Consider the following 14,396-nt stretch of genomic DNA (forward strand, 5'->3'; position numbering starts at 1 on the left):
AGGTTTTAATTCTCCAAACACAACAATACAGTTGATGTTTTGGTTTACAAACCTAAACAAAAAATAGCTTGATTTTGATCTGAAATAGCTAGTATTTAGACTTAAATCATAAAAAAAATCCAAATTTTGTAACCCAGTTGATAACCGCAGTTAATTATATTCTTTAGGCACACTTTTTTTATTAATTTTGCAGGCTTAAGAAGAATGACATTTTTATGAGTGAGAAGAAAGAAGTAAATCTGGAGAGTTTAGGAGAGTTTGGTTTAATTGACCGCTTAACAAGTCAGATAAAAATTAAACATAATAGTACTGTAAAGGGGATTGGTGATGATGCAGCAGTGGTAGATTACTGTAATAAGCAAATGGTAGTAACTACCGATTTGTTGTTGCAAGGTATTCACTTCGATTTAGTTTATACGCCATTAAGGCATTTAGGCTACAAAGCAGTGATGGTAAATCTAAGCGATGTTTATGCTATGAATGCTAAACCTAAACAGATTACTGTTTCTTTGGGCTTAAGTTCTAAGTTTAAATTGGCTTCTATCGAGGAACTATACGAAGGTATTAAGATTGCATGTGAACTACATGATGTTGATTTAATTGGCGGAGACACTTCTACTTCATTAACAGGACTAACTATCAGTATTACTGCATTGGGTGAGATTGATAAAGAAGATGTTGTTTATAGAAGTGGAGCTAAACCCAACGATTTAATTTGTGTATCAGGCGATTTAGGTGGGGCGTATATGGGCCTTCAGCTGCTAGAGCGTGAAAAGAGAGTTCATGAAGGAAAAAGTACACAACCTGATTTAGCAGGATACGATTATATTTTAGAGCGCCAGTTAAAACCAGAAGCGCGTAAGGATGTAATAGAGTTTTTAGCTGACATAGGTGTTAAGCCAACTTCTATGATTGATATTTCAGACGGATTGTCTTCTGAGGTTCTTCATATTTGTAAGCAATCGCAAACAGGATGTCGTATCTACGAAAATAAAATTCCTATTGATCACGCAACGTCCTTAATGGCTGAAGAGGTTAATATGAATCCTACAGTCGCAGCCTTAAATGGAGGTGAAGATTATGAATTATTATTTACCATTTCTATGGAGGATTACGAAAAATTCTCGAAAGAAACGGATTTGAAAATATACACCATAGGTCATATCACCGAAGAAAGCAAAGGTAAATACCTTGTAACGGGTGGAGATCAAGAAGTGGAATTACAAGCTCAAGGATGGAATGCACTAAATTAACCGTAGGGTTAATTTGGTCATAAGTAGTTTGTCAGTAGTTATTTTTTATTTGTGATTACTATTGACTATTAACCAATGACTTATTAAACTAGCATGTTAGAATACATTAAAGGTCATATAATAGAAGCCAGTCCTGCACATTGCATAGTGGAGAATAATGGATTGGGATATTTTATTAATTTATCTGTAAATACGTACACGAAACTTCAAAATCAGAAGGAGATACAGTTGTATTTGTTTGAGCAGATTCGGGAGGATGCACATAATTTATATGGCTTTTACGAAAAAACAGAGCGAAGTATTTTTATTCATTTGATTTCGGTAAGTGGTATTGGAGCCAATACAGCGCGTATGATGCTGTCGTCAATGTCACCAGGTGAAATACATGAAGCCATCACCTCTGGAAATGTAAATGTTTTAAAGGGCATTAAAGGGATTGGTGCAAAAACAGCTCAAAGAGTAATTGTTGACCTTGCCGATAAGCTTGGTAAGGAGCCTGTGGATCAAAAAATATTTACCGAGGCAAACAATACAATAAAAGAAGAGTCGTTATCTGCTTTAGTGATGTTGGGTTTTGTGAAGGGTAGCGCACAAAAAGTAATTGATAAAATACTAGCTGCTGAACCTGATAGTAAAGTAGAAGATGTAATAAAAAAGTCGTTAAAAATGTTGTAAGCCGGAGTTGCTTATTATTTTCATTCGATAGCTTAAACCAATAGTTACCAGTACAATGCAAAAAAACTTGAATAAAGTTTTTCCATATACCTTAATTAGTGTTTTTATACTTACGCTGTTTGTCGTTTCGGGCTTTGCAGCACCTAAAACTACGCAAAGTACTGAGCTAGGATGGCAGGATTATGATCAGGAACCTGATACACTGCAGCAACAAAGCTCTAGGTTTAAGCCTGTAGATAAGCAAACTAATAACCCCTTTTTAGATCCACAACAGGAAAAAGCCATGGAGCTAGCCCCTGTTAACAGCTTACAATACGAAACAGAGTATGATCCTAAAACGGGTCAAATCCATTTTTACCGGAAAATAGGTAATATGAATGTGAAGCTTCCTTACACCATGAGTGTAGAGGAGTATATGGATGAAGAAACCCGTAATTCACTGTTGTCATATTGGGATACTAGAGCGCGATCGGAACAAGGAAGTGATAAGTTTAGCATCCTAAATCCAAAACTCGATTTAGGGATTGATGGCTTGGATAATATTTTTGGTAGCGACCTGATTAATATCAAACCTCAGGGTATGGCTGAGCTTAAAATTGGTATTTCCAGAAATAAAATTGATAACCCTACCTTACAAGAAAACTTAAGAAAAACCACCACCTTCGATTTTCAGGAGAAAATTCAAATGAATATTCAAGGTAATATAGGTGATAAGTTAAAGATGGGTATCAACTATAATACCGAAGCTACTTTTGAGTTCGAAAACGAAATGAAACTGGAGTACGAGGGTAAGGAGGATGATATTATCCAATCCATTGAGGCAGGTAATGTTTCACTTCCGTTGCCAGGAACTTTAATTACGGGTAGCCAGAGTTTATTTGGTTTAAAAGCCGATTTGCAATTTGGTAAATTGAGCGTAACGTCCATCTTTTCGCAGCAAAAAGGAGAAACCTCTGTCATGGATATTCAAGGAGGTGCTCAACAACAAGAGTTTGAATTGCCCATTAATGAGTATGATAAAAACCGTCACTTCTTTTTATCTAACTATTTTAGAGGTTTATATAACGATGCACAGAAGAATTACCCAATGATTACCCGTATTAATGTGGGTAGGGTAGAAGTTTGGATTACCAACCGTGCAGGTAAGTTTGATGAAGCCAAGAATGTGCTGGGTATGATGGACCTTGGCGAGACGGGTAATAATTTGTATAATACTGGTGAGTGGGGTGTGACACCTGATACGGTACCAGATAACAATGCCAACGGTGTTTATGCTGCTTTAATAGATGTGAATGTATATGGTGCTGTTCGTGATATAAATAAAGTAACAGAAACCTTTCGTAATTCACAATTGGTAAATGGAGTTGATTACGAAAAAGTGGAGAATGCCAGACGTTTATCGCCATCAGAGTACACCTTAAATAGTGCTTTGGGTTTTATCTCTTTAAATATGTCGCTTAATGCGGATGAGGTTTTAGCGGTAGCTTTTGAATACGATATTGATGGGAATACTTTTCAGGTGGGTGAATTTGCTGGAGATGGAGCAGAATCTAACGAGACCCTTTTCTTGAAGATGTTGAAAAGTACCAACCTAACGCCAAGTGTTAAGCCAACTTGGGATTTGATGATGAAAAACATCTATGCCATTGGTGCTTATCAGGTAAATCGTGAGGATTTTATTTTTGATGTTACCTACGTAGATGATTCAACAGGTGCGCATATTAATTACATGCCCGACGAGGGAGACTTAAAAGGGCAGTTGTTTTTAAGATTATTGGATTTGGATAAATTAAACGAGGTTTATGATCCAACGCCTGATGGTACCTTTGATTACATCGAAAACCAAACTATTTATCCGCAAAATGGTAGAGTGATTTTTCCTGTGCTAGAACCCTTTGGTTCCCATTTATTCGAGTTGTTTGGTTCGAACGTTGACGATCCGCTTTGGAAAAAATACGGATATCAAGCTTTGTACGATTCTACGCAGACCTTGGCTACTCAAGATGCCGAGAAAAATAAGTTCCGATTAAAAGGTTCCTATAAATCAAGCAGTGGAAGCGAGATTTCTTTGAATGCTCAAAATATTCCTAAAGGATCAGTGATTGTTACGGCAGGCGGTATTAAGCTGGTTGAGAATGTGGATTATACCGTAGATTATTCTTTTGGTACGGTAAAAATTATTAATCAAGGTTTATTAAATAGTGGATCTCCTATTCAGGTATCTCTTGAAAGTCAAAGTTTGTTCAATCTACAAACTAAAACGTTGATGGGTACCCACATGAACTACCAGTTTAATAAAGATTTTAATATTGGCGGTACTATCATGCATCTTAGGGAACGTCCGTTAACGCAAAAAGTTAATATTGGCGATGAGCCTATTGCCAATACCATTTATGGTTTCAATACTTCTTATTTTTCCGAGTCGCAATGGATTACCAATTTATTAAATAATCTGCCGTTGTTGCAGGTTACAGAGCCTTCTAGTGTTTCGTTCGAAGGAGAATATGCACAATTAATTCCTGGTCATCCTGATGTGATAAAAGAAGAGGGTGAGGCCTATATCGATGACTTTGAAGGGACAAAGATATCGATTGATATGCGTAACTGGACAGCATGGAATTTGGCCAGTACACCACAAGGTCAAAAGGATAAATTTCCGAAGGCAGAAGAAATTAATGACATAAGCGCCGGTTACGAAAGAGCCAAAGCTGCTTGGTATATTATCGACCCATTATTTTCTCGGGATAATCAGTATACTCCAAATCATATTAAAAACGATTTGGACATGCAATCTAATCACTTCTCGCGTGAAGTATTTATTAAAGAGATATTCCCAGATCAGGATGTAGCAACAGGCACGCCAACTAATGTACCTGTGCTTAACTTTGCATACTATCCAAAAGAAAGAGGGCCTTATAATTTTGATACAAATGTAGAAGAGAACGGTGATTTAGTGGCACCTGAAACGAGATGGGGAGGTATTCAGAGGCGTGTAGAAACAAGTGATTTTGAAGCGGCCAATATTGAGTTTGTGGAGTTTTGGGTAATGGATCCATTTGTGTATGATGAGAACCCAGATAAGGCGGGTGAGTTATATATAAACTTGGGTAATGTTTCTGAGGATGTATTGAGCGATTCGCGTAAATCTTTTGAACAGGGTTTACCAGGGCCCGATGAACCATATGATGTTGATTCTACCGCATGGGGTGTGGTTTCTAAAAAGCAAAGTTTGGTTAGTGCCTTTAGTAATGAAGCTGATGTGCGGATAAGACAAGATGTAGGTTTAAATGGATTGAATTCTGGACAAGAGCTGACCTTTTATGAGCAGTTTATGTCTGATATGGAGGCTTTAAGAACAAATGGTAATTTGGCTGATGAAGCTTATAATAGGATTGTTGAAGATCCTGCATCGGATAATTACCATTACTTTAGAGGAAGTGACTTTGATCGTGATGAGGTAGACATTCTAGATAGATATAAGAATTTTAACGGACCAGAGGGTAACTCGGTACCTTCGGAATACTCGCCGGAGTCCTATGCTACCGCATCTATTTCTATTCCTAACCAAGAGGATATTAATAGAGATAATACTTTAAGTGAAAATGAAAGTTATTTCCAGTATAAGGTACGTTTCGACCCTACGGATATGCAAGTGGGAAATAATTATATCTCCGATATACGTGAAGCAGAAGTTAAACTGAAGAATGGTGATGTAGATAAAGTAAAGTGGTATCAGTTTAGAGTTCCAATAACTATTCCAGATACTATTGTGGGTAATATTGAGGATGTACGTTCCATTCGATTTATGCGTATGTTTATGCATGGTTTTCAGGATACTACCATACTGCGTTTTGCTACGCTCGATTTAGTAAGAAGTGAATGGCGTAAATATACCGATGACCTGATAGAGGCGGACGAATATGTCCCTAATGCTAATGGTGTATTTGAAACTGGAGCTGTAAATATTGAGGAGAATGCAAGTAGGCAACCAATTAACTACGTTTTACCACCAGGAATTGATCGTATTATTGACCCTGCCAATCCTCAATTGCGTGAGTTGAATGAGCAGTCTATTTCATTAAAGGTTTCAGATATTGCTAAAAATGACAGGCGAGCCGTATTTAAAACCATGAATATGGATATGCGTCAGTATGGTCGTTTGCAAATGGAAGTTCATGCGGAAGAAGTGGAAGAGGGAACAATTTTAAATGGTAAAGCAAAGGCTTTTATTCGCTTAGGTTCAGATGCTAAGAATAACTATTACGAATATGAAATTCCGCTAGAAATGACGGCGCATGGAGCTACCGACCGAGAGGATATTTGGCCCCAAAATAACCGTTTTGATTTTGCCTTAAAGGCTTTTCAGACAATTAAGCTAAAACGAAGTAAAATTGGTAAGCCTGTTAATGAGGTGTATGTAACACCGGATCCTGATAACGACAGGAATAAGGTAAAGATTAAAGGTAATCCAAACTTGAGCAATGTAAGAACCATTATGCTTGGTTTGCGTAGTGCTAATGAAGAGGAAGTTTCGTATGAGGTATGGTTCAATGAACTTAGGCTTACGGACTTTAACGAAGAAGGTGGTTGGGCTGCTAATGCCAGGATGAATATTAAACTATCCGATTTAGGTAATTTATCCTTAGCTGGTAATACCTATACCGTTGGTTTTGGTAGTATCGAGAAAAATGTGGCAGGCAGAAGTCAGGAAGATTTTTATCAGTATGATATTGCCACAAATCTTGAGTTAGGTAAGTTCACCGGAGCTAAATCTCGTATGTCTATTCCATTTTATTACGGATACTCAAAAGAAGTGGCTAGTCCGAATTATTACCCGTTAGATCCGGATATTCCCTTGGATGTAGCTTTGGATAATGCCAAAGATGAAGCAGAAAGAGATAGTATCAAAAAGATGTCGCAGGATGTGGTAAAACGTAAAAGTGTGAATTTTACCAACGTTCGCTTAAAACCAAAAGGCAATAAATCTAAGATTTACGATGTGTCTAACGTGTCGGCTACCTATTCTTATAATGAAACTACAGAGCGAAGTGTTAACACGGAAAGTAAATTAGATAAAGATTATAGAGGGGTATTGGCTTATAATTTTAATAACAGACCAAAAGTTTATGAGCCATTTAAAAAGAGTAAAGCATTAAAAGGTGAAGCTTTTAAACTGATTAAAGATTTTAACTTTTATTTGATGCCTACACAGTTGTCCTATCGTACCGAAATGTTAAGGAGGTATAGTCAGGAGCAACTTAGAAATGTTAATAATCCAACATTTAAAATACCTGTTACGGTTCGAAAAGATTTTAATTGGAATAGATATTTCGACCTTCGTTATAATTTAACCAAGTCTTTGAAATTTGATTTTAAATCGGTTACCAATGCCCGTATTGATGAGCCCCTGGATATATTAGTGGTAGATAAAGACCTGAAGGATGAGTATTCGGAGTGGAAGGAAGAGGTGATGTCTAATATTATGGGAGGTGGTAGAGTAACCAATTATCAGCATAACTTTAATGCCAGCTATAAAGTTCCGATTAATAAATTACCGTATTTAAATTGGACTAGCGCTAACTTGAGATATAGCGGTATGTATAGATGGCAAACTGCACCTAGGTCAACCGATGAGTCGATTACTTGGGGTAATACTATTAGTAACTCCAACAATGTACAGGGAACTTTACAGTTTAACTTTAAAACTTTATATAATAGATCTAAGTATTTAAAGGGACTGTCTCGTAAGTATAATGGTTCAAGCAAGAATAAAAATACCAAGCAAACAGTTAGATATAATAAAGATGGCATTAAGCTTAAGAAAGGCGAATCTTTTATTATCAACCATAAGTTAAAAACCACCGAAACTAGGGTGAGGATGTATGATGCCAATGGTAGAACAGCGCGTGGTAAAACAGTGCCAATCGACCAAAATAAGTCGGAGTTTATTCCTGAGGCAGATTATGATAATGCCAGAGTGATGGTGACAGGTACCAAAGAAAATAAGACAACTATATTTGGTACAATGGTTGACTATACGGCCATGATAGCTACAGGTATTAAAAATGTAAACCTAAGTTACACTGAAACAAACGGAACAATATTACCAGGGTATTTACCGACTTCTAAGTTTATGGGAACTTCTTCGTATGGAGGGTTTAGTGCTCCGGGTTATGGTTTTATTGCTGGTTGGCAAGATCGTAATTATGCTCAGAAAGCGGCTGAGCGAGGATGGGTTACAAGTTCTACTATTAACCAGGCATATGTAATGACGCATCAAGAAGACTTTACCATTAAAGCAACGATTGAGCCGATAAATGGATTACGAATTGATTTAACTGGTAATAGGAGATACTCTAATAACTTAAACGAATACTATAATTATAATGATAATAGTGGTGTTTTTGAGGTTTCAAACCTTCGTGAAAATGGTAATTTCAGTATGACCTTTAATATGATTGGCACTTCGTTTGAAAAGGTTGGTAAAACAGGTACTTATGAATCTAAAACTTACAATGAGTTTCTGGAAAATAGACAAATTATAGCGGATCGATTGGCGCAAGATAAAATTGGTTATACGGATTCAGAAACAGGAGAAGTATATAACCCTGATCCAGGAGAAGGAATAGATGGAGCTAATGGTTATAGCTTAAACTCGCAGGAGGTATTAATACCATCTTTACTGGCGGCGTATAGCGGACGCGATGCAAATAATATTTTTACCGATTTATTTCCGAGTTTATTAAGTATGCACCCTAATTGGCGGGTGTCGTACAATGGTTTGTCAAAAATAAAACCTCTTAAAAAATATATTAAGTCATTTGACATTACCCATGGTTATCGATCTACCTATAATGTGGGCTCGTATGTAACTAATTCTGGTTATGATGAAGATGGTTATGGAATTAGTTGGGTTAGAAACTTGCAAGAAGATTTCATAACGCCGTTTCAAGTAAATTCAGTTTCGTTAAGCGAGATGTTTACGCCATTAATTGGATTAAATATTACCTGGAAAAATAATGTAACAACTAAAATTGAAAATAAAAAGACTAGGACAATCAACCTAAGTTTATCTAATAATCAGTTAATTGAAAACTATAATAACGATTGGGTTATTGGATTAGGTTATAGGTTTGATAAAATGGATATGATTTTGGGAAGTAAATCGGGGCAAAAGAAAATTTCAAGTGACCTTAACTTAAGAGCCGATTTCTCCATTAAGGATAATATTGCCATTTTCAGAAGAATTGAAGATGGTGTTAGTCAGTTAACCTCCGGTAGAAGAATCAATACTTTAAAAATAACGGCGGATTATGTATTAAGTGATAGATTTAATATGCAGGTGTTTTATGATAGAGCCTTAACGTCGCCATATATTTCTACATCATACCCAACTACCAATAGTAATTTTGGAGTAAGTTTCCGATTCTCACTAACGCAGTAAGAAGAGAATCGGAAGGCGGGTTTTATTCGATAGATTGAGCTTCTAGAACTTTTAAATAGATATATCCGCATAATAGTGTTACGGTACCTACACCAACCATAAAGTTGCCAAAGTCTGTTGTTTTAGAATTGTAAAAGGTGTCCTTTCTATCTTTAATGGATGCAGATGAAGTGCGAAATATACTCGAAACCCAAAAGTCCGTATCTATTTTTTTAAGACGATTTCCATTAGGATTATCACAATAGGCCAAGCTGCAGTTAAACTTATAAGGAGATGATGCTTGGTTGAATAAATGCTCCCTGACTTTAGTGGGAGTGCCGGAAGTATTATATGTGTAGATGGGAATGCGCATGGTACTGTCAGCATTTTGTGTACTTAAAAATCCTTTTTGCTCCAGTGTGTTGTAAATAGATGATTGTCCTTTGGCAGGTATTCTTTCGATGGATTTGGATTTAGTAGAATGTGTGCTGTTTCCATATTCAAAACTATCGTTAAAATAAGATAAGCTTGGTTTTAAGGGTACTAAGATGTTGTTTATGTTTAGCTTTGAATTTTGCCAATCGATATATATGGTTGTATCTAATTTGTTAAAAATATCTATTTGTATAGGGCATCCAGAGCCATCAAAGGAATACACCACCTGTATACTGTCATCTTCATAAAAAAAATCATCGTATTGCGATTTCGGAAGGTTACTACTTAAGGTAGAATATTGGTAGGCAGAACAAGAGCATAATGAGCTAATAATAGCAATAGAAATTACAAAAATGGGTAAAGGTAAAGATGTTTTCATCGGATGTTAATTATAGTTTGTTAAAGTAATTGTTGGCGTCTATGTTGAATCAATTTCTATGCCAAATCTTTAATCATTGAAATTAGCTTAAGTCCGTTTATTGTTGAAATAAAGTTGTTTTTAGGATAGAAAATGGCTTTGCTTAGAGGTGGTTTTTAATGTGTTTGTCTTGTACTATTCTGCTAAAAACCACAAGTTTTCGGTATAATTTGTTAATTTTGCGCATTAAATTAATATCGATAATAAATTTAAGATAGAATATTGCGGTAAGCTACTGGTTTATTGTGCTGTGTGCTCATAGTAGGCATGGATATTTTATCATCTAAATATTAGAATGGAAAAAGAGTTAGACCATATTGTTTATTCAAAAAATGTGCTTGAATTTGTAACGGTAGCTAACGAATATTGTAATCAAATAGAAGCAGTAGAAGAAATGTCTGTGAAAGAATTGATTACTTTAGCTACACGTATCTTACCTCTGGTTTATTTAAAAGCAGTGGTATTGCCAAAAGTAGAGTTTGTTTTGGATGAAAGCATCGAGAAAACAATTAGAGAAGAAGATTATATTAGAGTTCAACATACTTTATTGAATAAATTAGGTGAGTACGACGATTATTTGGAAGTCTTTGTTCCAGATAATGAGCAAGATCAAGGTGATGTTGCTTCTAGTGTATCCGAAAACTTAGCGGATATATATCAAGATTTAAAAGATTTTCTTTTTGCCTATAAAATTGGAGTAACTGATATAATGAATGATGCGTTAGCTGAGCTGAATAATGCATTTGAGCTTTATTGGGGGCAAAAATTAGTCAATGTACTACGAGCTTGCCATAACTTGTTATATAGCAATAAAGATTTAGACGAAGAAAGCCTGTATGGCTCAAGCGAAGGAGAGAGTACAAATAATTGGTTCAATAAGTTTCAGGACCAATGGCAGGAAGGTGAGGATTAAATGGATAAAGGAGAACACTTGATCAAGAATAAAATAACAAACGAAGAGCTTAATGAATTACCTTTGCAGCACTATACTGGAGAAATAGTAGTGGTTGAAGATGCCAATGGTGTAACACAGGTAATGAAAGAAATAAATGGTGAAACCATCTTAGGTTTTGATACGGAAACGCGACCATCGTTTAAAAAAGGTAAAACCAATTTTATTTCGCTTATTCAGCTTACTACAGAAAAATCTACTTTTTTAATCAGAACAAATAAAACGGGTGTTACGCAAGAGTTAGTTGACTTGCTTCGTGATGAGAATGTTAAAAAAGTTGGTGTTGGTATTCGTGATGATATCAGAGGACTTCAGAAAATAGAAGCGTTTGAGCCTGGTGGCTTTGTGGAGCTTCAGACCATGGCTGTGGATAAGGGGCTAAAAGACTTTTCCTTAAAAAAGCTAGCTGGAATTTTATTGGAGTTTCGGGTTTCAAAACGTCAACGGCTTTCTAATTGGGAAGCTGACGAATTATCGCAAGGTCAAATGATTTATGCAGCTACCGATTCTTGGGTAGCATTAGAGATATTTAAAAAATTAAACATACTCGATAAAGGTCAAATTATTGACGTTGAACCTGAAGAGGATCAGGCATAATTAATCGAACAAAACTACATTCAAAAAAATAACAAATAATTTCATGTCATATATTAAAGTTGTTCTAAAATCAGGAAAAGATCAGTCTTTACGTAGATTTCACCCGTGGGTATTTAGTGGTGCAATAAAAAAAATATACGGAGAGCCTGCAGAGGGAGATATAGTTGAGGTTTTTGACAATAAAGATGGTTTCTTAGGTTTAGGACATTATCAAATTGGTTCAATTGCTATTCGTATTGTTTCGTTTAAGCAAGTAGAAATTACGGATGAGTTTTGGGCTGATAAAATTAAGCAAGCCTATCAGTTGCGTAAAGATCAAGGATTAATTGATGACCCTAATACAGATGCGTATCGTTTGATAGGTGCTGAAGGGGATAATATGCCAGGCCTAATAATTGATATGTATGGCGATACAGCAGTAGTGCAAATGCACTCTGTAGGTATGTTCCTAATCAAAGATAAGATAGATCAAATTCTGAAAGATGTTTTTGGAGATGCTTTAAAGGCTATTTATAATAAATCAGAAGGAACACTTCCTTTTAAAGCTAAAGTGACGCCTGAAAATGGATATACTTTTGGTAAATCGGAAGCCAGAATTGCACTAGAAAATGGATTGAAGTTTAGGGTAGATTGGGAGAAGGGACAGAAAACGGGTTTCTTTGTTGATCAGCGAGAAAATAGAGCGTTATTGGAGCATTATAGTAAAGGTAAGTCTGTGTTAAACATGTTTTGTTATACAGGAGGATTTTCCTTTTATGCCATGCGTGGAGGTGCAGAATTAGTTCACTCGGTAGATAGTTCGGAAAGAGCTATTGAGTTAACTAAAGAAAATGTTGAGCTAAATTATCCAGGAGATGAGCGTCACGATGCATTTGCTGTGGATGCTTTTAAATATTTGGATGATATAAAAGACAAATATGACTTAATTATTCTTGATCCACCTGCATTTGCTAAACACAATAATGTGCTAAATAATGCTTTGCAAGGATACAAGAAATTGAATGCTAAAGCTTTTGAGCAGATAAAATCAGGCGGTATTATTTTTACCTTCTCTTGCTCTCAGGTTGTTAGTAAAGATGCATTTAGAAAAGCTGTTTTTTCTGCAGCTGCTAGGTCGGGGCGAAATGTAAGAATACTAAATCAGCTTACTCAACCTGCAGATCATCCTGTAAATATTTATCATCCAGAAGGAGAATATTTAAAAGGATTAGTGTTATACGTTGAATAATATTGTAGTACATAGTTTGGTGTCCTGACGATTTTGTCTGGATGTTTTATACTAATAAAGGATACATGAAGTTTACAGAATTTGATTTTTCCCAAGAAGTATTAGATGGATTGGATGCCATGCGTTTTGATGAGGCTACTCCTGTTCAGGAAAAAACCATTCCTATTATAAAAACGGGAACAGATTTAATTGCGTGTGCCCAAACTGGTACGGGAAAAACGGCTGCCTATTTGTTGCCTGTGTTAGATCGTATTGTGCGTGAAGGACATAATGGTACTACAGCCTTAATTCTTGTTCCTACAAGGGAATTGGCTTTGCAGATAGATCAGCAGATAGAAGGTTTTAGTTACTTTTTGGATGTCACTTCAATGTCTGTTTTTGGAGGTAATGATAAAGGGCTTTGGGATCAGCAAAAAATTGGATTAACTAAAGGTGCGGATATCATTGTTGCTACTCCAGGGAGGATGATTCAGCATTTAACCATGGGTTATGTTGATTTTAAATCTGTGAAACACTTGATCTTAGATGAGGCAGATAGAATGCTTGATATGGGTTTCTTGGATGATCTTATGCAGATAGAGAGCTTCTTACCAAAAGAAAATAGACAAGGTTTATTGTTTTCTGCTACTATGCCTCCTAAAATTAGGGATTTAGCAAAAAAGTTATTGGATAAACCTGAAGAAATTAATATTGCCATTTCAAAGCCTGCGGAAGGTATTTTACAAGCGGCTTACGTGGTTCATGAGCATCAAAAAATAGACTTAATTGTAGATCTATTGAAGGATAAAGATGTTCCAAGTATCATTATTTTTTCTTCTCGTAAGTCGAAGGTAAATGATATTGTAAGGGCTTTAAAAAGAAATGAATTTAATGCGCGAGGAATTCATTCTGATTTGGATCAGAAAGAACGAATTGAAGTGCTTAGAGAATTTAAGAATCGTAATGTTCAGATTCTTGTTGCAACGGATATTGTGGCTCGAGGGATTGATATTGAAAAGATAGATTTAGTAATCAATATAGATGTTCCTAATGATGCGGAGGATTATGTGCATAGAATTGGTCGTACTGCCAGAGCTCAAACGCAAGGAGTGGGTATTACCTTTATTAACGAAGATGATCAATATGACTTTCATAAGATTGAAAAATTAATAGAAACAGATATTTATAAAATTCCATTACCTCCGCATTACGAAGAGGCGCCTAAATATGAGCCAGAGGCCAAGATGAAACGTTTTGGAGGAAAGCGCAAAGGTGGTGGTAAAAAAAGTGGTGGAAAACCCCAGTATAAAAAAAAGGCGCCAAAGAAGGATTAATGCTTTCTTGCGCGTAAAAATATTTAAATCTGGTAATGTGTGATACCGCTGTATAAATTCAGCGAAACGATGAGTTGAGATGTGGTATTCATTATTACTTTC

The 14,396-nt window shown here is 35.9% G+C and carries 8 protein-coding genes; 7 read left to right on the forward strand and 1 reads right to left on the reverse strand.

What is annotated here, in order from left to right; genetic code table 11:
* Positions 1–215: 215 nt before the first annotated feature.
* The 3 genes from thiL (at position 216) to sov (ending at position 9,372) form a co-directional block, all read left to right on the forward strand.
* Positions 216–1,253, forward strand: a complete 1,038-nt coding sequence (gene thiL, locus A8L32_RS06040; protein ID WP_066628944.1) for a thiamine-phosphate kinase — start codon at positions 216–218, stop codon at positions 1,251–1,253.
* Between the two features lie 93 nt (positions 1,254–1,346).
* Positions 1,347–1,928 carry a Holliday junction branch migration protein RuvA gene (gene ruvA / locus A8L32_RS06045; protein WP_066628955.1) on the forward strand — a complete coding sequence of 194 codons (582 nt, stop codon included), beginning with the start codon at positions 1,347–1,349 and terminating at the stop codon, positions 1,926–1,928.
* 55 nt (positions 1,929–1,983) lie between these two features.
* Positions 1,984–9,372, forward strand: a complete 7,389-nt coding sequence (gene sov / locus A8L32_RS06050) for a T9SS outer membrane translocon Sov/SprA (RefSeq protein ID WP_066628958.1) — start codon at positions 1,984–1,986, stop codon at positions 9,370–9,372.
* Between the two features lie 22 nt (positions 9,373–9,394).
* Here sov and A8L32_RS06055 read toward each other — a convergent pair whose 3' ends face one another.
* Positions 9,395–10,165: a hypothetical protein gene (locus A8L32_RS06055; RefSeq protein WP_066628961.1), complete on the reverse strand. Its 771-nt coding sequence runs from the start codon at positions 10,163–10,165 to the stop codon at positions 9,395–9,397.
* Positions 10,166–10,499: 334 nt separating this feature from the next.
* On the opposite strand from A8L32_RS06055, the gene A8L32_RS06060 reads away from it, so the two are divergent.
* The 4 genes from A8L32_RS06060 to A8L32_RS06075 all read left to right on the forward strand — a co-directional run bounded on the left by A8L32_RS06060 (position 10,500) and on the right by A8L32_RS06075 (position 14,294).
* Positions 10,500–11,117: a DUF5063 domain-containing protein gene (locus A8L32_RS06060; RefSeq protein WP_066628963.1), complete on the forward strand. Its 618-nt coding sequence runs from the start codon at positions 10,500–10,502 to the stop codon at positions 11,115–11,117.
* Positions 11,118–11,753 (forward strand): 3'-5' exonuclease, encoded by a 636-nt coding sequence (locus tag A8L32_RS06065; RefSeq protein WP_233145461.1) that lies wholly within the window; start codon positions 11,118–11,120, stop codon positions 11,751–11,753.
* A gap of 43 nt (positions 11,754–11,796) precedes the next feature.
* Positions 11,797–12,981: a class I SAM-dependent rRNA methyltransferase gene (locus tag A8L32_RS06070; protein WP_066628966.1), complete on the forward strand. Its 1,185-nt coding sequence runs from the start codon at positions 11,797–11,799 to the stop codon at positions 12,979–12,981.
* Positions 12,982–13,046: 65 nt separating this feature from the next.
* Positions 13,047–14,294, forward strand: a complete 1,248-nt coding sequence (locus A8L32_RS06075) for a DEAD/DEAH box helicase (protein WP_066629164.1) — start codon at positions 13,047–13,049, stop codon at positions 14,292–14,294.
* The last annotated feature ends 102 nt before the right edge of the window (positions 14,295–14,396 follow it).

It is taken from the genome of Labilibacter marinus (assembly GCF_001659685.2).
GTDB classification, from domain to species: Bacteria; Bacteroidota; Bacteroidia; order Bacteroidales; family Marinilabiliaceae; genus Saccharicrinis; species Saccharicrinis marinus.